The following is a 21,868-nucleotide window of genomic DNA, read 5'->3' on the forward strand; positions in this document are numbered from 1 at the left end:
CCACTTCCGGCAGGCAAGGACGCACCGTGAGCACACCCAGCGTGAGCAACTCGATCACCATCCGGCTGGAGGTGCCGCCTAACGCGGCGACCGTCAGCACGCTGACCTCGGCCGTGGAGGGCCAGGGCGGCGTCGTGACGGCGGTCGACGTGTCGGGCTCGGGCGCCGACCACCTGCAGATCGACCTCACGGTCGCGACCGGTGGCGACCAGGACCGCGAGCGCATCGTCCAGACGCTGCGCGAGATGCCCGGCGTCACGGTCGGGCCGGTGTCCGACCGCGTGTTCCTTGCCCACCTGGGCGGCAAGCTGACGATCGAGTCGCGCGTGCCGATCCGGCACCGTGACGACCTCTCCCTGGTCTACACCCCCGGGGTCGCGCGCGTCAGCCAGCAGATCGCCGACCACCCCGAGGACGCGCGGCGCCTGACGATCAAGCGCAACACGATCGCCGTCGTCTCCGACGGGTCCGCCGTCCTGGGCCTGGGCAACATCGGCCCGCTCGGCGCGCTGCCCGTGATGGAGGGCAAGGCCGCGCTCTTCAAGCGCTTCGCGGGGATCGACGCGTTCCCGCTCGTGCTCGACACGCAGGACGTCGAGGAGATCATCGCGACGGTGAAGAACGTCGCGCCGGTGTTCGCCGGCATCAACCTCGAGGACATCTCGGCGCCGCGCTGCTTCGAGATCGAGGCGCGACTGCGGGCCGAGCTCGACATCCCGGTCTTCCACGACGACCAGCACGGCACCGGCATCGTCGCGACGGCGGCGCTCCTGAACGCGCTCACGGTCGTGGGCAAGAAGGTCGAGGACGTGCGGGTGGTGCTGTCGGGCGCGGGCGCCGCGGGGTCGGCCGTGCTGCGGATGATGCAGGCCGCGGGCGTCCGGGACGTCACGGTGGTGGACATCGACGGGATCATCCACGTCTCGCGGGAGGGCATGCACGCCTCCGTGCAGGAGATCGCCGAGAAGACGAACCCGCGCGGGCTCACCGGGAAGCTGTCCGACGCGATCGTCGGCGCCGACGTGTTCGTGGGCGTCTCGGCGCCGAACATCCTCACCGAGGCCGACGTGCAGGCGATGGCGCCCGACTCGATCGTGTTCGCGCTGGCGAACCCGGTGGCCGAGATCGACCCGGCGATCGCGGCGCGCCACGCCGCCGTCGTCGCGTCCGGCCGGAGCGACTACGCCAACCAGATCAACAACGTGCTCGCGTTCCCCGGGGTCTTCCGCGGTCTGCTCGACGCGCGCTCCAACAAGGTCACCGACGACATGCTGCTGGCGGCCGCGAAGGCGCTCGCGGCCGTCGTGACGCCGGAGGAGCTGAACCCGACGTACGTCATCCCGAGCGTCTTCCACCCGGAGGTGCACGAGACGGTCGCGGCGGCGGTCCGCGAGGTGGCCGAGCGCGACCGCTGAGCCCGCGGCGCCCGCGCAGGCCCCCGCCGCCGCGCCCTCGCTGTGCACGGTTGGCCCGGATGCAACCTCGGTGTGCACGCCTGGTCGTGACCGCCTGAATGTGGCGGCCATTCGTGTACGGCGAGCACGGGGAGGCGGCCGTTGGTGCACAGGGATCGCGGGGCGGCCGTGCGCGCACCCCGATCGGCTCCCGACGGTGTGCCCGGATGAAGCGCGAGCGGGTGTCCGGGCACCTGGTCATGAACAGCACAGCGAGCCGCCGTATCGACGGCTCGCTGTGCGGGGATGGTCGCCCGACCCGTTGGCAGTGCGCCCGTGGTCGTTGACACCAAGGTGAACCGACAAGCGGTGCACAGGGAAGGCTCATTGCAGGACCAGGAGAAGGGAACGGGTCCCCTCGCGATGCTCAGTGCAAGGAGCGGGCGGCAACGGCACGGCGGAGGCGGTGGATGAATGTCCCCGGATCGGCCACGGTGTCGGCTGACGCCTCGAGAACGATCCAACCCGCATCGCGGAGCCGCTGGTGGCGCTCGATGTCGATGCGCCAGGTGCGCGGGTCGGTGCGGTGGACGTCGCCGAGGTACTCGATCGCGATCTTGAGCTCGGGGTAGCTGAGGTCGGGGCGAGCGAGGTACTGCCCGTCCGTGGCGTGCGCGGGGTGATTGACCAAGGGCTCCGGAAGCCCGGCGTTCAAGATGAGACGGCGCAGCTGCGTCTCGGGAACGGAGTCCGTTGCCGGTCTGATGTGGAGCAACGCCTCGCGGGCGGCTCGCAGGCCGACGCAGCGCGGAGATCGGCTCACGTGGGCGGTGATCAGCTCAAGAGTTGTCGGTGGATCTTGCCGTCGGGTCATCGCATCCCCGACCATGACCAGCTCCTCCATCGAGAGCAGTCGCGCGAGGTGCAGGAACGTGGTGGGCGGCGCGGTGACCCGCAGATCGTGGACCTGAGTCACGGTCCCGTAAGAGTTGGCGACCCAGGTCACCACCCCGGGCCGTCGTACGCGGGCGCGCTGGTCCGAGACGGCGAGGTAGATCGTGGTGTGACGGCGGAAGCGGGGCGGGTGGTCGATGCCCAGCACGGCGAGAGCAGTGATCCCCGCGACGGCGTGGCGTCCATCGAGCACGCACCCGAGCGCCTTCACGCGGGCGACGACGTCGTCGGCGGGTGCGGTTCCCGCGGGTGCACGGACGCCTGCGAACGGGGTCCCGAGGCCCGGGTGTCGGAGGCGACGGCGAGAGACGCCTGATGCCATGGCTTCAGCGGTGCTGAAGCCTGGCCGGGAGAGCGATGGCGGGAGTGAAGACGGTTGACGAGGCATGGAACGGTGGTAGCCGGTCTGGGCAGGCGCGCGCCGGCCGTCGGGGACCGATGGGGGAGTGCGCGACACCGGAACTGATCTGGGGACAGGTCCCGGTGAGGGGGACACCCCTGCACTGGGCTGCGGCCTGCTGCCGATGCTGTCTCGCTGTGCGGAGTGGGCCGCGACGGAGATGGTTCGGCGGCCCGGAGTGCACAGCGAGGTCGCGGTGCGGCCAGGGGTGCACAGCGAGATGGCGGTGCGGCCAGGGGTGCACACCGAGGTCATCCAGGGCGGCTGTGGGAAATGGGTGGACGGGGTTCCTAGCGTCGGGGGTGTGACCATCGACTCCTGGCGGATCTCCCGCGTGGACCGGACGCGCGTCCTGGCGCTGCCGGACGGCGGCGACGGCACCGACGGGTCCTCCGGTGCGCCGATCGCGCTGCCGCTCCGGCCCGGAGGGCTCCTGCGGGCGGCCGGCGGCGTGGAGGTCGCGCCCGCCGTCGGAGACCGGTTGATCGCCACCGGCGGCGGACCCACCACCGTCCCCACCCAGCTCGTCCTCGCCCCCCGGACCAGCGAGCTCGTGCGCGACTCCGTCGACCGCACGTCCCGCCCGCAGGTGGTGGCCGCGAACGTCGACGTCGTGCTCGTCGTGGAACCGCTCGACCCCGCACCGTCCGTCGGGCGTGTCGAGCGGCTCGTGACCCTGGCGTGGCGCGCGGGGGCGCGACCCGTCGTCGTGCTGACGAAGACCGACCTGGTCCACGACGTCGAGGACTGGCGCACCGACGTGGGGCGGGCCGCGCCCGGCGTCGTCGTGGTGGCGCTGTCCGCAGCCACGGGGGAGGGGCTCGCGGAGCTGCTCGCCCACGTCGAGCCCGGATCGAGCCTCGTGGTGGTCGGCCGCTCGGGGGCGGGCAAGTCGACGCTCGTGAACGCGCTCCTGGGTAACGAGGCGATGGCCACCGGTGAGCGGCGCGGTGACGGCAAGGGTCGTCACACCACCACTCACCGCGAGCTGCTCCGGCTCCGGCTGCCCGACGGCGGAGCCGCCTGGCTCATCGACACCCCGGGCCTGCGCGCCGTGGGGCTCGTGGCGAATCCGGACGCCGTCGGCGCGACCTTCGCCGACGTCGAGGAGCTCACCCGGGACTGCCGCTTCACCGACTGCGCGCACGAGCGGGAACCGGGTTGCGCCGTCGTCGCGGCCATCGAGGACGGATCGCTCCCGCGCCGACGCTTCGAGTCCTACCGCGCCCAGCACCGCGAGGCCGCCTACGCCGAGCGCCGGGCCGACGCGCGGCTCGCGGCCGACGACGGCCGCGACTGGCGCCGTCGATCCATCGAGAAACGGCAGCAGCGACGGTTCGCCGAGCGCAACGGCGGTTGATCACCGCACCGACCCGGCGTTCAAAACAACACAATCGGACCCCCTGTGCTTGACATACCCACACAACCGGGAGTAAACAAAGGGTGTCCCCATAAGTGCACCCCGACCTCGGGGGGCTGAGCGCGACGGAGCGTCCGACCATGATCGTCACGGTGACCCTGAACCCCTCGGTCGACCGCACGGTGGAGATCGCCCGCCTCGAGCGCGGCCGCGTCGTGCGGGCCACCGGCTCCGGCATCCACCCCGGCGGCAAGGGCGTCAACGTGACGCGGGCGCTGCTCGCGAACGGGTTCGACTCCGTGGCGCTGCTGCCGCTCGGGGGCGCCGACGGCCGCCGCCTCGCCGAGCTCCTCGACCAGGACGACGTCGCGCACGTCGCGGTACCGGTCCACGGCGAGACGCGCTCCAACATCACCGTCGCCGAGCCGGACGGCACCACCACCAAGCTCAACGCCACGGGCGAGGCCCTTCTCCCCGAGGAGCTCGAGGCGGTCGTCGCGCGGCTGCTCGAGATCACGACGCCGGGCGACTGGGTCGTGCTGTGCGGCTCGCTCCCGCCGGGTGTCGGGGACGACGTCTACGCCCGCACGACCCGGACGCTGCGCGAGGCGGGGATGCACGTCGTCGTCGACACGTCCGGCCCCGCGCTGACGGCGGCGATCGCCGCGGGCCCCGATCTCATCAAGCCCAACGCTGAGGAGCTCGCCGAGGTGGTCGGCCGCCCCGTGAGCACGGTCGGCGAGGCGGTCGACGCCGCCCGCGAGCTCCGGGCGCGCGGCGTCGGGACCGTGGTCATCTCGCTCGGGGGAGCGGGCGCGGTGCTCGTCGATGACAACGGGGTCCTGGTCGGCACCTCCCGTGCCGCCGAGGTCCGCTCCTCGGTCGGCGCGGGAGACTGCTTCCTCGCCGGCTACCTCAGCGCCCGCGACCGCGGCCGCGAGGCCGCGCTCACCACCGCTCTCGCGTACGGCGCCGCGGCCGTCCAGCTGCCGGGGTCGCAGGTGCCGACGCCGCACGACGTCGACCTCTCGGCCGCCAGGCTGCTCGATCGGCAGGAGCTGCAGAGCTCGCTCGGAACCCTCGTGGACTGAACGGTCCGCGTCCCCAGCACCGTGGCGCCCACCGGGGGTGCGTGCCACGGTTGACCGACCCGGAAGGGTCGTCGTAGACAGGTCCCACCCCCATCAGGCCCCCCGGGGCAGAACCGAAGTGACGAAGGAGTCGACAGATGGCAGAGCGCACCGTGGTCGTGGCATCCGCGCAGGGTCTCCACGCACGACCGGCAAAGCTGTTCACCCAGGCGGCCGCAGGCAAGGGCGCCACGATCGCCGCCGAGGGCGGTGCGCCGGTCGACGCCGGAAGCATCCTCCGCGTCATGGCGCTCGGTGTGAAGGGCGGCGCCACCGTCACGATCGCCGCCGAGGACGAGGCCGTCCTCGACGAGCTGCAGACGCTGCTCGAGACGGACCTGGACGCCGAGTGAACGTGCTCTCCGGGTCGGGCGTCGGCCGCGGTGCGGTCGTCGGCCCGGTGGCGCGCGCCCACCCGGCGCCGCCCACCCCGCTCGAGGCGGCCGGTCCTGACAGCGAGGCCGGTCGCTCCGAGGCCGTGGAGAAGGTCGCGCAGGCGTACAAGGCCGTCGCCGAGGCCCTGAACGCGAGGGCCGAGGAGGCGGCTGGCACCACGATGGGCGAGGTGCTCGACGCGACCGCGGCGATGGCCGGGGACCCCGAGCTCATCGGCGAGGTCAAGGCACGCGTGCTCCAGGGGCAGGACCCGGCGTTCGCCGTCGACCACGCCACCAAGGAGTACATCGACCTGTTCACGGCTGCGGGGGGCTACCTCGCGGAACGCGTGACCGATCTGCGCTCCGTGCGCGATCGCGTCATCTCGCGTCTCACGGGCCTGCCCGAGCCCGGCGTGCCGGCGCTCGCGGTGCCGAGCGTCGTCGTCGCCCAGGATCTGGCGCCGGCCGACACGGCCGCGCTGGACCTGGCGAAGGTGCTGGCGATCGTGATCGAGCAGGGCGGCCCGACCGGCCACACGGCGATCATCGCCGGCCAGCTCGGCATCCCGTGCATCGTGCGGGTGAGCGGTGCCGCCGACCTCGTGGACGGCCAGGTCGTCGCCGTCGACGCCGCGGCCGGCACGGTCACGATCGATCCCGACGACGACGTCCGCGCCAGGGCCGAGGCGCGCGGCGAGGCGCTCGAGCGTCTCGCCAGCGACCACGGCGACGGCGCGACGGCGGACGGTCACCGCGTGCAGCTGCTCGCCAACATCGGCACGGCGGAGGACGCCGAACGGCTCACCGACGCCGCCGTCGAGGGCGTGGGACTGTTTCGCACCGAGGTGCTCTTCCTCGGGCGGACGACGGCGCCCACCCGCGAGGAGCAGGCCGACACCTACGAGCGCGCGCTGAAGGCGCTCGGCGGTCGCAAGGTCGTGGTGCGCACGCTCGACGCCGGGGCCGACAAACCCCTGGCGTTCGTGACGCGCACCGACGAGGAGAACCCGGCCCTCGGCGTCCGGGGCTACCGCCTCGTGCGCACGGCGCCCGAGCTGATGGCGGACCAGCTGTCAGCGCTCGCGGAGGCGTCGCGTCGCACCGGGATCGAGCCGTGGGTGATGGCGCCGATGATCGCGAGCGTGGACGAGGCGGCGGACTTCGCGGCGCTCGCCCGCGAGGCCGGGATCGCCAAGGTCGGTGTGATGATCGAGGTGCCGGCGGCCGCGCTGCGGGCGCGCGACGTGTTCTCGGTCGTCGACTTCGTCTCGCTGGGGACCAACGACCTGGCGCAGTACACGATGGCGGCAGACCGGCTGCTGGGTGGTCTGGTCGACCTGCTGGACCCGTGGCAGCCCGCGGTGCTGGAGCTCGTCGCGGCGGTCTCCTGGGCCGCCGGCGAGGCCGCGAAGCCCGCCGGCGTCTGCGGCGAGTCGGCCTCGGACCCGCTGATGGCGCTGGTCCTGACCGGCCTCGGCATCACCTCGCTCTCGATGTCGCCCGCGGCGGTGCCCGGGGTGCGGTTCGCGCTCTCGAAGCACACGCTGGCGGAGTGCGAGGCGATCGCGGTGGCGGCGCGCGGTGGCCGCACGGCCGAGGCCTCGCGCGCGGCTGCGCTCGCGCTGTGCGACACGGAGGTCCGGGAGGTCCTCGCCCTGGGCTGAGAATGGTCGCCCCCACCGCGCCGAGCAAGCCTCACGGGTCGCTGTCGCGTCGATCACGACCCGTGAGGCTTGCTCGGCCGGGTGGGGGTGGGGGCTTTCCGGGGGAGGATGGGATCGTGGCACGACGGCGGATCGACCCCCTCGAGGGGCAGGCGGCGGTGCAGGAGTGGGCGCAGAAGGGCGATGCGACGTCGCGCGCCGTGCTGCTGACGGCCGTCCGATACTCGCTGGAGGAGCTCGAGGCACTGCACCCCGGGCACTCGGTCGAGGTGCGCGTGCCCCCGGCGGGTGCGGTGCAGGCGATCGGCGGCCCCCGGCACACGCGCGGCACGCCCCCGAACGTGGTGGAGTGCCGACCGCACACCTGGCTCGCACTCGCGACGGGCCGGACCGGGTGGCTCGACGTGCTCCACCGCCCCATCGACGACGGCGGGGTCCAGGCCTCCGGCACCCGCTCCGACCTGACCGAGTTCCTGCCGTACCTGCGCCTGCGCCGGTGACCCAGCTGCGCCCGTGAACCAGTGACGCTGAGCACGCGGGAGCGATGAGGGGAAGCGGGGGCGTGCGGGGTAAATTGGCGGGGTGACCAACGAGCCCCGCACGACACCGGACGGCGGGCTCGACGAGCCCGCGACGCCCGCCGTCGAGGTGGAGCGCGTGGAGGCGACACCTGTGGTCGACGCGGCCGAGGCCGCACCCGCCGAGCCGGCCACGTCCGAGCCGGCCACACCCGAGCCCGAGCGCGAGATCGTCTCCGAGAGCGCCGCCGTCGCCGGACTCGCCGACCGCTCGCGCGTCCGCCGCGCCCCCCGGTTCGGCGCCTTCCTCTTCGCCGGACTGTTCCTGGCGGCCTTCGTCGCCGGGCTGCTCAGCTTCGTGCGCGACTCCACCCTTCCGCCCGAGGCCCTCGCCGGGCGCGCGCTGGACTCGTGGGGCATGTTCTGGCTGCTGCTGATCGGCCTCGGCGCGTTCTTCGCGCTCGCCAGCTACACCGTCGCGACCTGGTTCGACCGTCGCAGCGTGCGACGCATGGAGCGCGGCCCCCGCTCCTGAGCGGTCCCGTGACCCACGCTGTCGGTCCCGTCACGTAACTTCGTGGCATGACGACGACGACGCGCGGCCCCCGCCCGCAGGTGCGAGTGATCCGTGGCTAGGCGCGCGATGCGCGCGGGCGCGGCGGGCGACGCCGTCGCCGTCGGGCTGGAGCGGCTGCGCACCGAGCTCGAGATCCCGACCTCCTACCCGCCGCCGGCCCTCGCCGAGGCCGAGGAGGCGGCCCGCCGCGGACCGCTCGACCCGCCCGGTTCCCCGCCGCGCGCCGACGCTCGCGACCTCCCGCTCGTGACCCTCGATCCGCCGTCGTCCCTGGACCTCGACCAGGCGTTCCACCTGGCGCGCAGCGGCAGCGGCTACGTGGTGCACTACGCGATCGCCGACGTCGCCGCGTTCGTCACGCCGGGGGGCGCGCTCGACGCCGAGACGCACCGCCGCGGGCTGACCTACTACGGCCCCGACGGGCGCCACGGTCTGCACCCGCCCGTGCTGTCCGAGGGCGCCGGCAGTCTGCTGCCCGACGTCGACCGCCCGGCCGCCCTGTGGCGCATCGGTCTCGATGCCGACGGCGCCGTGACCGACGTCGACGTGCGTCGTTCCTGGGTGCGCTCGCGCGCCAAGCTGAACTACGCCCAGCTGCAGGTCGACCTGGACGCGGGAACGGCGGACACGATGCTGCAGCTGCTCCCCGTGATCGGGCAGCTCCGGGCGGACGCGCAGATCGAGCGCGGGGGGGCGACGCTCGACGTCCCCGACCAGGAGGTCGCGCGCACCGACGCCGGCGGCTACACGCTCACCTACCGCGCCGGGCTGCCGAGCGACGAGCACAACGCGCAGCTCTCACTGCTGACCGGGATCGCCGCCGCGCGCCTGCACCGCGAGGCGGGCGTCGGCATCTGGCGGACGCTCGCACCCGCGCGCGACAGCGACGTCGCGCGGCTGCGGCGCGTCGCGCACGCGCTCGGGCTGACCTGGCCGCGGCGGATGTCCTACGGCATGTTCGCCGCTGGGCTCGACTCCACGGAGCCGACCCACGCCGCGTTCGCGACCGAGGCGACCCGGCTGTTCCGCGGTGCGGGCTACGCCGCCTTCGGCACGACGGCAAGCCCCGGCGTGCCCGCGGGCGCGTCCCACAGTGCGATCGCCGCGGAGTACGCGCACGTGACGGCGCCGCTGCGCCGCCTCGTGGACCGCTACGCCACCGAGGTCGCGCTGGCGCACCTCGCGGGGACGCCCGTGCCCGACTGGGTGCTGGGGGCGCTCGACGCGCTGCCCGCCGAGATGGCCGCGGCCTCGCAGCGCGCGAACGCGTACGAGAAGGGCAGCGTCGACCTCATCGAGGCGGTGCTGCTCGCGGGTCGAGAGGGCGACGTGCTGGAGGCCGTCGTGGTGGAGTCATCGCCGTCGCGCGAGGAGGGTCAGCAGGGGCAGGCGCGCGCGACCGTGCTGATCTCGGAGCCGGCGGTGCGCTCGCGCATCGTGGGTCCCGCGGACGCGCTGGTGCTCGGGACGCGGGTGGACGTGCGGGTGGTCGCGACCGATCCAGAGGCCCGGACGATCGCGCTCGAGGTCGCCTGAGCGGGCCGCGGGTAATTCGCTGGCCCGTCGGTGCCGAGGCTCCCTAGCCTCGAGCCATGTCCAGCACCGCCCGCACCGACCACCCCGCCGTCGCGGGTCTCGAGCTGCGCCCGCTCACCTTCCCGACCTCGCTCGACGACGCCGACCCGCACGCCGCCGACTTCCTGGCGATGGTCGACGTCCGCAACGAGATCCACCGACTCGTCTCGGGGCACGACGACCACTGCTTCCCCGCCGCCGAGCTGCTGCCGCACTACGCGCCGCAGCCGTGGGAGATCCGGCGCATGTGGCTGCTGCTGCTGGACGGTGTCCCGGTCGGACGCGTCGGCGTCGACCTCCCGCTCGAGGGTGCGCAGACGCTGGCGCTGTTCTTCATCGACCTCCACCCCGACGTGTGGGGCCGGGGCATCGGGACGACGGCGCTCGCCCTCGTCGAGCGGACCGCCAGGGAGCACGGTCGGACCATGCTGCAGACCTACGTCGAGCACCCCGAGGTGCCCGGTCCGCGGCTGCCCGCCCCGACCGGGTTCGGGAGCGTGCCGTCGGAGGCGCACAACGTCCGGTTCCTGGTCGGGCACGGGTTCGTGCTGGAGCAGATCGAGCGCAACAGCGTCCTCGACCTGACGGCGCCGACCGACGGCGTGGAGCGGCTGCTCGCGCAGGCGAGGGAGCGGTCGACCGACTACCGCACGGTGAGCTGGTTCGCGCCGACGCCGCCCGAGCACGTCGCGGGCTACGCCTGGTTGAAGTCGCGGATGGCGACGGACGTGCCGGCCGCCGAGCTCGAGGTCCCGGAGGAGATCTGGGACGCCGAGCGCATCGCCGTCCACGACGCGCGGTACACCTCGGTGGGGCGCATCCTGCACGTCGTCGCGGCGCAGCACGTGGCGACCGGGGAGCTGTGCGCGTTCAACGAGCTGGTCATCGGCGTCGACCGGACGGGCGCGAGCCACCAGGAGGACACGCTCGTGCTCAAGGAGCACCGCGGGCACCGGCTGGGCATGCTTGTGAAGTGCGAGAACCTGCTGCGCTGGCGGGAGATCGCACCGCGCTCACCGCGCGTGATGACGTACAACGCCGAGGAGAACCGGCCGATGCTCGACATCAACGAGGAGCTCGGGTTCGTCGCGGTGGCCTACGAGGGCGCCTGGCAGAAGCAGCTGCACTGAGCGCCCCCCTCGGCCCCCCTCCGCCTCGCCGAGCAAGCCTCAGGGGTGTCGTTGTCGACGTGACAACGACCCCTGAGGCTTGCTCGGCGAGGGTGGAGGGGAGAGGAGGCGAGCGTCAGGAGCTGATGGTCTTCTCGACCCACTCCAGGTACTCCTCGTCCACCCGACCGGCGACGTAGCGGCCGTCGAAGCAGCTCATCTCCAGGTCGGTGACGGCGGTCTGGCCCTCGAGGATCGCGGCCTTCATGTCCTCGACCTCCTGGTAGACCAGGTAGTCGGCGCCGAGCGCGGTGTTGGCCTCGGGGATCGTGCGGCCGTGCGCGATCAGCTCGCTGCGCGTGGGCATGTTGATGCCGTAGACGTGCGGGTAGCGGACCGGGGGAGCGGCCGAGGCGAACGTGACCCTGGCGGCCCCGGCCTGGCGCGCCATCTCGACGATCTGGCGCGACGTGGTGCCGCGCACGATCGAGTCGTCCACGATGAGGATGCTCTTGCCGCGGAACTCCGAGCCCATCGCGTTGAGCTTCTCGCGCACGGACTTCTTGCGCTCGCTCTGCCCCGGCATGATGAACGTGCGGCCCACGTACCGGTTCTTGTAGAAGCCCTCGCGGTACTCCAGGCCGAGGCGGCGCGCGACCTGCATCGCGGCCGGGCGGGCCGAGTCCGGGATCGGCATCACGACGTCGATCGCACCGCTGGGCGTGTAGCGCGCCACCGTGGTGGCGAGGTGGTCGCCGAGCCGCAGCCGCGCGTCGTAGACCGAGATGCCGTTCATCGTGGAGTCCGGGCGCGCCAGGTAGACGTACTCGAACGCGCACGGGATCAGCTGCGGGTTCGGGTGGCACTGGCGCGAGCTCATCTCGCCGCCCATCGTGATGAACACGGCCTCGCCGGGGGCGACCTCGCGCAGCACCTCGTACCCGTGCGACTCCGGCACGAGCGACTCCGAGGCCACGATCCAGTCCTCACCCGTGAGCGTCGACTCGCGACGCCCGAGCGTGAGGGGGCGGATGCCGTTGGGGTCGCGGAACGCGAGCAGCCCGTAGCCCGCGATCATCGCGATGACGGCGTAGGAGCCCTCGATGCGCTCGTGCACGCGCTCGACGGCCGTGAAGATCTGGTCCGTGTCGAGGTGGACGCCGCTCATCACCTGCTGCAGCTCGGTGGCCAGCACGTTGAGCAGCAGCTCGGTGTCGGAGTGGGTGTTCATGTGGCGCCGGTCGACGCCGAACAGGTCCTCGCGCAGCTGCCGCGTGTTCGTGAGGTTGCCGTTGTGCACGAGCATGATCCCGTAGGGCGCGTTCACGTAGAACGGCTGGGACTCCTCCTCGCTGGAGGCCTTGCCCTGCGTGGCGTAGCGCACGTGCCCCAGGCCCATGGTGCCGAGGAGCCTGCGCATGTCCCGGGTCCGGTACGCCTCGCGCACCTGGCCCTTGGCCTTGACGATGTGGAAGACGCTGCCCTCCGCCGTCGCGATGCCGGTGGAGTCCTGCCCGCGGTGCTGCAGGAGGGACAGGCTGTCGTAGATGAGTTGGGAGGCCGGCTCGTTCGAGACGGCTCCCACGATGCCGCACATGGAAGCGCTGCTCCAGGGGGTGGGGGGATCGTGTCGTGCGATTCTCCCACGTCCCGGTCGTGCCGGCGGACCCGTCCCGCGCGACCGCCGGTCCGACTCAGGTGCGGCGGCCGAACTTCTTGTGGGCGGCCTGCCTGCTCGTCCCGAGCATGAGCGAGATCGCGGCCCAGGAGTAGCCCTGCGAGCGTGCGCGACGCACGGCGACCTCCTCCCGCCGCTCGAGCGCGGCGCGCTCGGCGGTGATCGCTCGCAGCTCGCCCAGGGGGCCGGGGTCGGGGGCGTGGGTGTCGACGGCGGTGCGCGTCACGGTGGTCTCCTCGCGTGAGTGTCAACAAAGGATGACGCCATCCCTCGACATCTGTCAACCCGGATTGACGACGGCGAGGGTGCCCACCCACCTCGACCGGTAGGTTGTCCGCGTGAGCGATCTGTACAGCCAGGCCGGAGTCGACGTCGAGGCGGGGGACCGCGCCGTCGAGCTGATGAAGGCGGCGGTCGCCCGCACGCAGGGTGCTCGGGTGCTCGGGGGCGTGGGCGGGTTCGCCGGTCTCTGGGACGCCTCGGACCTCCTGACCTACCGCAAGCCGCTCCTGGCGACCTCGACCGACGGCGTCGGCACGAAGGTCGCGCTCGCGCAGCGGCTCGACAAGCACGACACGATCGGGATCGACCTCGTGGGGATGGTCGTGGACGACATCGTCGTCACGGGGGCGAGGCCCCTGTTCATGACCGACTACATCGCGTGCGGCCGTGTCGTGCCCGAGCGCATCGCCGCCATCGTGGCCGGCATCGCGCGCGGCTGCGAGGAGACCGGAACCGCGCTGGTCGGCGGCGAGACCGCCGAGCACCCCGGTCTGCTCGAGCCGGACGAGTACGACGTCGCGGGCGCCGCGACCGGCGTCGTCGAGGCCGACCGGGTGCTCGGCCCCGACCGCGTGCGCGACGGCGACGTCCTGCTCGCCCTCGCCTCCTCCGGCCTCCACGCCAACGGCTACTCCCTGGTCCGTCACGTGCTGGCGACGACGGGCTGGGACCTCGACGAGCACGTCGCCGACCTCGGCCGCATGCTCGGCGAGGAGCTGCTCGAGCCCACGCGCCTGTACACGCGGCCGTGCCTCGACCTGGCGGACAACCTCGAGCTGCACGCGTTCACGCACGTCACCGGGGGCGGGCTCGCATCCAACCTGGCGCGCGTCCTGCCGCCCGGGCTGGTGGCGGACGTCTCGCGCGACTCCTGGGTGGTGCCGCCGGTGTTCCAGCTGCTGGCACGCGGTGCGGGTTCCCCCGTCTCGGCGCTGGAGGGCACGCTGAACCTCGGCGTCGGCATGGTGGCCGTCCTGCCCGCCGAGCAGGTGGCGGCGGCGACGGCGCGGCTGGCGGTGGCCGGTGTCGACGCGTGGGAACTCGGCCGGGTCCGCGTGGAGACGCCCGACGACGTCACGCACCACGCGCTCGTCAGCGGCACCAAGGGTGTGCGCGGGGGAGCGGTGCTGATGCACGGGGACTACCGCACGAGCTGAGCGGGGCGAGGCGCTCCGGGTACGACGAGACCGCCGGTCACAGTGTGGTCCGGCGGTGCAGTCGTGCGAGCCTGCTGGCGATGTCGGCCGGGGCCGACGCTGCTCAGCTACGAGGGGCGGGCTGCCACTCGTCGTCCGGCTCGTCCTCGTCGTCGTCGATATCGACGGCGCTCGGGCTCGGGCTCGAACCGAAGAGGCTCGGGCCGTGACCGAGCTCCTTCTCGAGCGCTCGGTAGTCGGTGTCCGGGCTGTAGTACTTCAGCTGCCGGGCAACCTTGGTCTGCTTCGCCTTTTGACGGCCGCGTCCCATGGACTCGACCCCCTCCACTTGGGTGCCGGGCGACATCGTCGAGACGTAGTCGAACCGGTGACTGTTTGTATGCCGTGGACAAGATTACACGGCGCGCGCGGCAGGAAGCGCCGAGGGCCCCTGCCGCGCGCCACCAGAGTGTTCGCTGGTCGAGACGCTACTTCTTGCGGACCGAGATGAGAACGATCGCGACGAGGGCCGCGACGGCGCCCGCGGCGATCGCGAGGGCCTTCGGGTCGCGCTTCTTGACGTCGTCGACGAAGCCGGTGGCCACGTCCTGCGCCACGGCGGCCTTGGCCTTGGCGACCTCCGCCACCTCGGACGCGGCCTCGGAGGCTCGGTCCTTGGCGGCCGCCACGTGGGCGCGGGGGTCGACGCGGTCGGCGAGCTCGTCGACCGTGCGGGTCAGCTCGGCGCGGGCGCGGGCGTTGTCGGCCTCGATCTCGGCGACGGTGCGCTTGCGCGGCTCCTGCTCGATCTCGATCGTCGGGCCGGGGGGCGTGGTCGGCGCGTCGGGCTCGAACCCGGCGTCGTGGACCTCGGGGGTGCCGTCGCGGCGGGGCTGGATGTCGCTCATGAGGTGAACCCGTCCTTCACGATCTCGATGTCCTGCTTGAGGTTCGCCACCGGCTCGGGCTTGACCTCCTTGGCCTTGTCGAGCGACTTCTTGCCGACGAACGCGAGCAGGCCCGCGAACAGCAGCAGGGCGACGCCGACGATCAGTGCGGAGAGCCAGGCCGGCAGCGCGGTCGCGATGCCGAGGACCGCCGTCGCGATGAGGACCGCGAACGCGAAGAAACCGAAGAGACCGGCGCCCACGAACAGGCCGATCCCCAGGCCCATGCTCTTGCCCTTCTCGGCCACCTGGGCCTTCGCGAGCTCGACCTCACCCTTGACCAGGGTGGTGAGCTGCAGGGACAGGGAGGCGATGAGCTCGCCGAGGGTGGGCTGCAGCGGGGATCCGCTCGCCATGATTCCTCCTGGTGTGGCTGACAGTTGACTGACACGTCTCGTCCGGACGGCGCCGGACGGACCGGCGCGTCGTGCCCCCATTGTTGCGCCTGCACGGGCGAAACGGTGTCACCGGGTGCGCCGGGGTGCCGGTGGCGAGACGCCTGTCGGCGGTCGGTGGCACACTCGGCGCCATGCCGGCACTGCTGCTCCTGGACGCCGCGTCCATGTACTTCCGCTCGTTCTACGGCGTGAAGGGTGAGGTCAACGCGCCCGACGGCTCGCCCGTCGGTGCTGTGCGGGGTTTCCTCGACGCCGTCGCGACCCTCGTGGGCAGTCGTCACCCCTCGCACGTGGTCGCGTGCTGGGACGACGACTGGCGCCCGGCGTTCCGGGTCGAGGCCATCCCCTCCTACAAGGCGCACCGGGTCGCGCCGGGAGCCGCGGGCGCCGGCGGCGCCGAGGAGGTGCCCGACGCGCTGGTGCCTCAGGTGGGCGTCATCGCCGAGGTGCTCGCCGCCGTCGGCATCGCCAGGGTGGGCGCTCCGGGGTGCGAGGCCGACGACGTCATCGGCACGCTCGCCACGCGCGCGGTCGCCTCGGGGTCGGTGGATGCCGTCGAGATCGTCACGGGTGACCGCGACCTCTTCCAGCTCGTCGACGAGCCGGCCACCAGCCCGTCCGGCACCCCCGTGCGCGTCCTGTACACCGGGCGCGGCATGCGCAACCTCGAGACGATCGACACCGCCCGGCTCGCCGAGAAGTACGGCGTCGTGGACGGCGACGCCTACGCCGCGATGGCCGCGCTCCGGGGCGATCCTTCCGACGGGCTGCCCGGCGTCGCGGGCGTCGGCGAGAAGACCGCGGCCGGGCTGCTCGGCACCTACGGGTCGCTCGACGCCGTCGTCGCCGCGGCGCAGGACGCCTCGGAGCGGCGGATGTCGCCGTCGGTGCGGGGCAAGATCGTCGCGGCGCTGGGCTACCTCGCCGTCGCCCCGACCGTCGTGCACGTGCTGCGCGACGCCGAGCTCCCCGCGCACGACAGCGCCCTGCCCGCGCAGCCGCAGGACCCCGAGACCCTCGACGCGCTCGCGGAGCGGTGGGGTCTGACGTCGTCCGTGGACCGGCTGCTCGCCGCGCTCGCGAGGGCGCACGCGGGGTAGCGTTGCGCCGTGCTCAGGACAGGACGCGGCGTCGCCCACGCCAAGGTGATCCTGTTCGGTGAGCACGCCGTGGTCCACGGCGAACCCGCGATCGCGCTGCCGATCGATGCGCTCGGCGTCCACGCCACGGCCCGGCCGCGCGAGGGTGAGCTGACCGTCGTCAGCTCCCTGTACACCGGATCCCTCGCGGCGGCCCCCGACCTCATGAGCGCGCCCCGCGCCGTGGTGCACGCCACGCTCGACCATCTCGGGCTGCCGCACCGCGACCTCGAGATCACCGTGGTGGGCGACGTGCCGCACGCGCGCGGGCTCGGCTCGAGCGCCGCCGTCGCCGGGGCCCTGGTGCGCGCGCTCGCCGACCACGCCGGTCGGACCCTGGACGAGGCGACCTACCTGGCCCTGGTGGACGTCGGTGAGCGCGTGGCGCACGGGTCGCCGTCGGGCCTCGACGCGCATGCGACGTCCGCCTCCCAGCCGGTCTGGTTCGAGGCCGGCGTCGCGCGTCGGCTCGCCACCCGCATGACCGCCGTGCTGGTGGTCGCCGACTCGGGGATGGCGGGACGCACGCGGACCGCCGTCGGGTGCGTCGCGGAGTTCCTCGAGCGCCGGCCCGTGCGCGGTGCCGCGCTCGTCGCCGGGCTCGGCGCCCTGGCGCACGGCGCTGCCCTCGACCTCGCCGCCGACCGGCCGGCGCAGGTCGGGGCGAAGATGACGACGGCGCAGGGCATGCTGCGCGAGCTCGGCGTCTCCAGCCCCGAGCTCGACGTCCTCGTGGACGCCGCGACGGCGGCCGGCGCGCTGGGGGCCAAGCTCACCGGCGGCGGGCAGGGCGGGTGCGTCATCGCGCTCGTGGCCGACGAGGCCGGTGCCGACCGGGTCGACGCCGCGCTGCGGGCGGCGGGCGCCGTCGCCGTCTGGCACCACCCGCTCGGGCCGACGCCCGCGGAACCGACCCGAGGAGCATCGTGACCACGGCCACCGCCACCGCGCACGCCAACATCGCGCTGGTGAAGTACTGGGGCAAGCGTGACGCCGAGCGGATGCTGCCCGCGACGTCGTCCCTCTCGCTGACGCTCGACGCGTTCCACACCACGACCACGGTCGACCTCACCGACGGTGCGGATGTCGACGTCGCGCTCGACGGCGAGGCGCTGACCGGGGCGGCGCTGACCAAGGTGCAGCGGTTCGTCGACCTCGTGCGCGGGCGCGACGACGTCGACCCCGACGTCGCCCGCCGCGGCGCCCGCATCTCCTCGGCCAACACCGTGCCCACCGGTGCGGGCCTCGCGAGCTCGGCCTCCGGGTTCGCGGCGCTCGCCGGTGCGACGGCAGCCGCCTACGGCCTCGACCTGACGCCGCGCGACCTCTCCCGGCTGGCGCGCCGGGGCTCCGGGTCGGCGTCCCGCTCGGTCTTCGGCGACTTCGTCGTGTGGCACGCGGGCGACCTGGAGGACCCCGAGCGCGGCGACCTCACCTCCTTCGCCGAGCCCGTACCCGCCGCCGCGGGGCTGGACGTGGCGATGGCCGTCGTCGTGCTGGACGCGGGCCCCAAGAGCATCGGCAGCCGCGAGGCGATGGCGCGCACGGTGGCGACCTCGCCGTACTTCCCCGCGTGGGTGCAGCACACCGAGGTCGACGTGCGCGAGGCTGAGGCCGCGATCGCCGCGGGCGACCTCGAGCGCCTGGGCGACCTCGCCGAGGCCAGCGCGATGCGCATGCACGCGACGATGCTGGCCGCGCGGCCCGCGGTCCGCTACCTCGCGCCCGCCTCGCTCGAGGTGCTCGACGCGGTCCTCGGGCTCCGGGCGGCCGGCACCGGCGCCTGGGCGACCATGGACGCCGGCCCGAACGTCAAGGTGCTGTGCGCGCGCGAGGACCTCGACGCCGTCGCGCGGGTGCTGGCCGACTCGGGCCGCCGCCGCGTCATCCCCGCGCGCCCCGGGCCGGGCCTCGCGGTGACGCGATGATGCCGTCGTGAGCGTCCCGCACGAGATCGAGCAGGGCCCGGCAGCGGGCGAGCAGCTGGCGCACGCGCCGGGCAAGCTGTTCGTCGCGGGGGAGTACGGGATCGTCGAGCCGGGGCAGGACGCGGTGCTGGTCGCCGTCGACCGCCGCCTCACCTTCACCGCCAGACCCGCGCCGCAGCCGCAGGAGCTCCCGGGACGCGGCTGGGCGTACGTCGCCGCAGCGCGCGACGTGATGGACGACCTGGCGCGCGCGCACGAGCGCCCGCGGCCGCCGTTCCGGGTGCGGACGCTCAGCGACCTCGAGGACGCCGACGTCGACGGCAGCGGACCGCGCAAGTACGGGCTGGGGTCCTCGGCGGCGGTCACCGCGGCCGCCGTCGTCGCGCTCGACGCGTGGCACGGGCTGGGCCTGACGCGCGAGGAGCTGCTGCGCGCGGCGCTCGTGGCGACGCTGCGGGTGAACCCGCGGGCGTCCGGCGCGGACGTGGCCACGTGCCTGGTCGGCGGGTGGACCGCCTACTCCTCACCGGACCGCGCGTGGGTGCGCGAGCAGGTGGCGGGCGGTGACGGGGGCGACGCCGCCGATCGCGCGATCCCCGATCGCGTCGGCCCCGATCGCGTGGCCGCCCTCGTGGCCGCTCCTTGGCCCGGTCTGCGCGCTCGGGCGCTGCCCACGCCGTCGTTCGAGGTGGCCGTCGGCTGGTCGGGACGGCCCGCCTCGACCGTCTCGCTCGTGGCCGCGGTCCGCGCGAACGGGCGCCTGCCCGCCTGGTTCGTGACGGCGTCGACGCGCTCCGCGGGCGACCTGGCCACCGCCGTCGAGCGCGACGACCACGCCGCGGCGAGCGACGCCGTCCGCGCGACGCGCGCGAACCTGCTGGCGCTGAGCGACGCCGTCGGCGTGCCCATCGAGACGCCGGTGCTGACCGCGCTCGTCGAGGCGGCCGACGACCTCGGGCTGGCCGCGAAGTCGTCGGGTGCCGGCGGGGGCGACTGCGGTGTCGCGCTGGTGCGGACGCCGGAGGAGCGCGCGGCGCTGGATCGGGCGTGGCGCGGGGCGGGGGTGACGCCGCTGGACGTGGGGCTCGCGGCGGGAACGACTCTCGCCGCGCACGACGCGGCACGCGCGGGGGACAATCGTTGACGTGACCAGCGAGACGAGCGGCGAGACGACGGCGCAGCGCAAGGACGACCACATCCGGCTGGCGATGGAGCAGCACGCGCCGCAGGCGGCGCGCGACTACGACCACGTGCGGTTCGTCCACCACGCGCTCGCGGGCGGTGCGCGCGACACGGTCGACGTCGCCTCACCCGCGTTCGGCTGGCCGGTGCCGCTGTACGTGACCGGGATGACCGGGGGGACCGCGAAGGCCGCCGAGATCAATCGCGGTCTCGGGATCGTGGCGCGCGAGACCGGGCTGCCGGTCGCGTGCGGCTCCATGGGGATCGTGCTGCGCCAGCCCGAGGTCGCGGACAGCTTCACCGTGCTGCGGCGCGAGAACCCGCAGGGGTTCGTGATGGCGAACACGAACGCGAACGTCACCGGGGCGGACGCCGCGCGGATCGTCGAGATCATGGGCGCCGACGCGCTGCAGGTGCACGTGAACGCCGCGCAGGAGACCGCGATGCCCGAGGGCGACCGCGACTTCACGCGCTGGGAGGGCAACATCGCCGCGATCGTCGACGCCCTCGAGGTACCGGTGATCGTCAAGGAGGTCGGGGCCGGGCTCTCGCGCGGGACCGTGGCCGCGCTGCGCGACGCGGGCGTCGCGGGCGTGGACCTGGCCGGGCGGGGCGGCACGGACTTCAGCGCCATCGAGTCGGCGCGGCGGACCGACTCCGGACGGCACTACCTGGCCGGCTGGGGACAGTCGTCGGTGGCGTCGCTGCTGGAGGCGGCCGGGCTCGAGGGCGTGGGTGCGATCGGGCCGGTGGCCGGGGGCGGCGAGGCCGGTCGGGTGGCGCTGCTGGCGTCGGGCGGCGTGCGCCACCCGCTGGACGTGGTGCGGGCGCTCGCTCTCGGAGCAGACGCCGTCGGGGTGGCCGGGCAGTTCCTGCACGTGCTGACGACGGCGGGCGTGGACGCGCTGGTCGCGCTCGTGGAGGAGTGGCTGGTCGAGATCGCCGATCTGATGGCGCTGCTCGGCGCGCGGGACGTCGCGGGGCTGCGGCAGACCGACGTCCTCGTCACCGGCCCGCTGCGCGAGTACGCGGAGCTGCGGGGGATCGACGTCGCCGGGTACGCGCGGCGCGGCCCCTGGTCGCGCGTCTGACCCCTCGGCGGTCAGACGGTCGCGCGGAGGCGGCCCACGACGGCGTCGCCGCCACGCAGGTCCGTGGGCAGCGTCGTGAGCTCTGCCACGGCGTCGGCGTCCAGTGCGCCCTCCGCGACCAGCAGCGCGAGGGCGGCGACGCTCGTGGCGCGCGCTCCGCCGTCGAGGATCTTCAGCGCGACGACGTGACCGCTCGGCGCCGCCATCACCATGACGCCTTCGGCCCCGCCCTTGGCGAACGTGCCGAGCGAGGCGATGACCTCGGTGTTCTCGCGTCCCGGGCCGTCGATGGCCCACGGGTCGGTGTGCACGGCCGCGATCACCGCGGCGACGGCGCGCTCGTCGGGGTCGTCGGAGGACGTGGAGGCGATGGTCGCCCAGCGGATCGTGCGGGCGAGGCCCGTCAGCGAGATCGCGTGCACGGGGGCCCCGCAGCCGTCGACGGCGGTCGCGGCCACGGGCTCCCCGGCGATCCGCTCGACCAGGTCCACGATCGCGCGCTGCAGAGGATGGGAGGGGTCCAGGTAGTCGTGCGTGCTCCAGCCCTGGGCGCGGCACGCCAGCAGCATCGTGGCGTGCTTGCCGGAGCAGTTCATCCGGAGGCGGGAGGGTGCCTCGCCGCGCAGGGTCATCGCGGTCCGGGTCGCGGAGTCCGACGGGGTGGCGACCGGGCACCGCAGGTCGTCGGCGCCGAGGTCGCCGCTCGCGAGCATCTGCTCCACGACGGCGACGTGCCGATCGGTCCCCGAGTGCGACGCCGTCGCCAGCGCGGCCTGGACGCCGACGAGCTCGGCCCCCAGGGTGATCGCCGCGGCGGCCTGCACGGGCTTGAGCGTGGAGCGCGGCAGCACCGGCGTCGTGACGTCGCCGAGGGCGCGGAGCACGGCGCCGTCCGGGCCGAGGACGACGGCAGAGCCCAGGTGGCGGGACTCCACGAAGCCCGACCGTTCGACGACCGCGAGCTCGACGGCGTCGGCGGCAGTGAACGTGGCGGCGGGTGCGGGTGCGGAGGGGGCGGCGTCTGTCACG

The 21,868-nt window shown here is 73.8% G+C and carries 22 protein-coding genes; 15 read left to right on the forward strand and 7 right to left on the reverse strand.

All coding sequences use genetic code 11. The features are described from left to right. Positions 1-26: 26 nt before the first annotated feature. Positions 27-1,415, forward strand: coding sequence for an NAD-dependent malic enzyme (locus tag SERN_RS08055; protein WP_135849573.1), 1,389 nt, complete (start codon positions 27-29; stop codon positions 1,413-1,415). Between the two features lie 406 nt (positions 1,416-1,821). Here the strand turns inward: SERN_RS08055 and SERN_RS08060 are convergent, their stop codons facing one another. Beyond that, the gene (locus SERN_RS08060; protein ID WP_135849574.1) at positions 1,822-2,403 is read right to left on the reverse strand and encodes a hypothetical protein; all 582 of its coding nucleotides are present in this window, start codon (positions 2,401-2,403) and stop codon (positions 1,822-1,824) included. Positions 2,404-3,052: 649 nt separating this feature from the next. On the opposite strand from SERN_RS08060, the gene rsgA reads away from it, so the two are divergent. The 8 genes from rsgA to SERN_RS08100 all read left to right on the forward strand — a co-directional run bounded on the left by rsgA (position 3,053) and on the right by SERN_RS08100 (position 11,079). Further along, the gene (gene rsgA, locus SERN_RS08065; RefSeq protein WP_233251549.1) at positions 3,053-4,108 is read left to right on the forward strand and encodes a ribosome small subunit-dependent GTPase A; all 1,056 of its coding nucleotides are present in this window, start codon (positions 3,053-3,055) and stop codon (positions 4,106-4,108) included. A 140-nt stretch (positions 4,109-4,248) separates the two neighbouring features. Then, entirely contained in the window at positions 4,249-5,199 is a 951-nt protein-coding gene (gene pfkB, locus SERN_RS08070; RefSeq protein WP_135849576.1) for a 1-phosphofructokinase, read from the forward strand. 137 nt (positions 5,200-5,336) lie between these two features. Continuing rightward, on the forward strand, positions 5,337-5,591 hold the full coding sequence (locus tag SERN_RS08075; protein ID WP_135849577.1) for an HPr family phosphocarrier protein: 255 nt from the start codon (positions 5,337-5,339) through the stop codon (positions 5,589-5,591). Positions 5,592-5,593: 2 nt separating this feature from the next. After that, positions 5,594-7,279: a phosphoenolpyruvate--protein phosphotransferase gene (ptsP, locus tag SERN_RS08080; protein WP_135849578.1), complete on the forward strand. Its 1,686-nt coding sequence runs from the start codon at positions 5,594-5,596 to the stop codon at positions 7,277-7,279. 113 nt (positions 7,280-7,392) lie between these two features. Beyond that, on the forward strand, positions 7,393-7,779 hold the full coding sequence (locus SERN_RS08085) for a sterol carrier family protein (protein WP_135849835.1): 387 nt from the start codon (positions 7,393-7,395) through the stop codon (positions 7,777-7,779). Between the two features lie 82 nt (positions 7,780-7,861). After that, complete coding sequence (locus tag SERN_RS08090; protein ID WP_135849579.1) at positions 7,862-8,332, forward strand: hypothetical protein; 471 nt, start codon at positions 7,862-7,864, stop codon at positions 8,330-8,332. Between the two features lie 93 nt (positions 8,333-8,425). Further along, positions 8,426-9,910: an RNB domain-containing ribonuclease gene (locus tag SERN_RS08095; RefSeq protein WP_135849580.1), complete on the forward strand. Its 1,485-nt coding sequence runs from the start codon at positions 8,426-8,428 to the stop codon at positions 9,908-9,910. A gap of 56 nt (positions 9,911-9,966) precedes the next feature. After that, positions 9,967-11,079 (forward strand): GNAT family N-acetyltransferase, encoded by a 1,113-nt coding sequence (locus SERN_RS08100; RefSeq protein WP_135849581.1) that lies wholly within the window; start codon positions 9,967-9,969, stop codon positions 11,077-11,079. Positions 11,080-11,194: 115 nt separating this feature from the next. Here SERN_RS08100 and purF read toward each other — a convergent pair whose 3' ends face one another. Both purF and SERN_RS08110 read right to left on the reverse strand, forming a co-directional pair. Beyond that, positions 11,195-12,655, reverse strand: a complete 1,461-nt coding sequence (gene purF / locus SERN_RS08105) for an amidophosphoribosyltransferase (protein ID WP_135849582.1) — start codon at positions 12,653-12,655, stop codon at positions 11,195-11,197. A gap of 97 nt (positions 12,656-12,752) precedes the next feature. Beyond that, positions 12,753-12,962 carry a hypothetical protein gene (locus SERN_RS08110; protein WP_135849583.1) on the reverse strand — a complete coding sequence of 70 codons (210 nt, stop codon included), beginning with the start codon at positions 12,960-12,962 and terminating at the stop codon, positions 12,753-12,755. Positions 12,963-13,074: 112 nt separating this feature from the next. Between SERN_RS08110 and purM the strand changes: the two genes are divergently transcribed. Beyond that, complete coding sequence (gene purM / locus SERN_RS08115) at positions 13,075-14,175, forward strand: phosphoribosylformylglycinamidine cyclo-ligase (protein WP_135849584.1); 1,101 nt, start codon at positions 13,075-13,077, stop codon at positions 14,173-14,175. 103 nt (positions 14,176-14,278) lie between these two features. Here the strand turns inward: purM and SERN_RS08120 are convergent, their stop codons facing one another. The 3 genes from SERN_RS08120 to SERN_RS08130 form a co-directional block, all read right to left on the reverse strand. Beyond that, on the reverse strand, positions 14,279-14,485 hold the full coding sequence (locus SERN_RS08120; RefSeq protein WP_135849585.1) for a DUF3073 domain-containing protein: 207 nt from the start codon (positions 14,483-14,485) through the stop codon (positions 14,279-14,281). Positions 14,486-14,642: 157 nt separating this feature from the next. Then, positions 14,643-15,062 (reverse strand): DUF3618 domain-containing protein, encoded by a 420-nt coding sequence (locus SERN_RS08125; RefSeq protein WP_135849586.1) that lies wholly within the window; start codon positions 15,060-15,062, stop codon positions 14,643-14,645. Further along, positions 15,059-15,457: a phage holin family protein gene (locus SERN_RS08130; RefSeq protein WP_135849587.1), complete on the reverse strand. Its 399-nt coding sequence runs from the start codon at positions 15,455-15,457 to the stop codon at positions 15,059-15,061. Before SERN_RS08130 ends, SERN_RS08125 begins: the two co-directional genes overlap by 4 nt. 173 nt (positions 15,458-15,630) lie before the next feature. Here SERN_RS08130 and SERN_RS08135 point away from each other — a divergent pair, with 173 nt between their 5' ends. The 5 genes from SERN_RS08135 to fni are packed head-to-tail and all read left to right on the forward strand — an operon-like array spanning position 15,631 to position 20,839. Continuing rightward, entirely contained in the window at positions 15,631-16,599 is a 969-nt protein-coding gene (locus tag SERN_RS08135) for a 5'-3' exonuclease (protein ID WP_135849588.1), read from the forward strand. Between the two features lie 9 nt (positions 16,600-16,608). Continuing rightward, positions 16,609-17,568 (forward strand): mevalonate kinase, encoded by a 960-nt coding sequence (mvk, locus tag SERN_RS08140; RefSeq protein ID WP_135849589.1) that lies wholly within the window; start codon positions 16,609-16,611, stop codon positions 17,566-17,568. Continuing rightward, positions 17,565-18,566 carry a diphosphomevalonate decarboxylase gene (mvaD, locus tag SERN_RS08145; RefSeq protein ID WP_135849590.1) on the forward strand — a complete coding sequence of 334 codons (1,002 nt, stop codon included), beginning with the start codon at positions 17,565-17,567 and terminating at the stop codon, positions 18,564-18,566. Before mvk ends, mvaD begins: the two co-directional genes overlap by 4 nt. A gap of 7 nt (positions 18,567-18,573) precedes the next feature. Further along, positions 18,574-19,710 carry a phosphomevalonate kinase gene (locus SERN_RS08150; RefSeq protein ID WP_135849591.1) on the forward strand — a complete coding sequence of 379 codons (1,137 nt, stop codon included), beginning with the start codon at positions 18,574-18,576 and terminating at the stop codon, positions 19,708-19,710. A 1-nt stretch (position 19,711) separates the two neighbouring features. Continuing rightward, a complete protein-coding gene (gene fni / locus SERN_RS08155) occupies positions 19,712-20,839 on the forward strand; it encodes a type 2 isopentenyl-diphosphate Delta-isomerase (RefSeq protein WP_199241547.1) in 1,128 nt (375 codons plus the stop codon). Between the two features lie 11 nt (positions 20,840-20,850). Here the strand turns inward: fni and SERN_RS08160 are convergent, their stop codons facing one another. Beyond that, on the reverse strand, positions 20,851-21,867 hold the full coding sequence (locus SERN_RS08160) for an asparaginase (RefSeq protein ID WP_135849592.1): 1,017 nt from the start codon (positions 21,865-21,867) through the stop codon (positions 20,851-20,853). Position 21,868 lies beyond the last annotated feature (1 nt).

Origin of the sequence: Serinibacter arcticus, assembly GCF_004786095.1 — a bacterium.
In the GTDB taxonomy this organism is placed as follows: Bacteria; Actinomycetota; Actinomycetes; order Actinomycetales; family Beutenbergiaceae; genus Litorihabitans; species Litorihabitans arcticus.

What these genes read in the sequence shown, in the direction of transcription:
- pfkB (WP_135849576.1), top strand. Translation starts at nt 4,249, where the DNA reads ATGATCGTCACGGTGACCCTGAACCCCTCGGTCGACCGCACGGTGGAG.
- SERN_RS08075 (WP_135849577.1), top strand. Translation starts at nt 5,337, where the DNA reads ATGGCAGAGCGCACCGTGGTCGTGGCATCCGCGCAGGGTCTCCACGCA.
- SERN_RS08100 (WP_135849581.1), top strand. Translation starts at nt 9,967, where the DNA reads ATGTCCAGCACCGCCCGCACCGACCACCCCGCCGTCGCGGGTCTCGAG.
- purF (WP_135849582.1), bottom strand. Translation starts at nt 12,655, where the DNA reads ATGTGCGGCATCGTGGGAGCCGTCTCGAACGAGCCGGCCTCCCAACTC.
- SERN_RS08120 (WP_135849585.1), bottom strand. Translation starts at nt 14,485, where the DNA reads ATGGGACGCGGCCGTCAAAAGGCGAAGCAGACCAAGGTTGCCCGGCAG.
- SERN_RS08125 (WP_135849586.1), bottom strand. Translation starts at nt 15,062, where the DNA reads ATGAGCGACATCCAGCCCCGCCGCGACGGCACCCCCGAGGTCCACGAC.
- SERN_RS08130 (WP_135849587.1), bottom strand. Translation starts at nt 15,457, where the DNA reads ATGGCGAGCGGATCCCCGCTGCAGCCCACCCTCGGCGAGCTCATCGCC.
- SERN_RS08135 (WP_135849588.1), top strand. Translation starts at nt 15,631, where the DNA reads ATGCCGGCACTGCTGCTCCTGGACGCCGCGTCCATGTACTTCCGCTCG.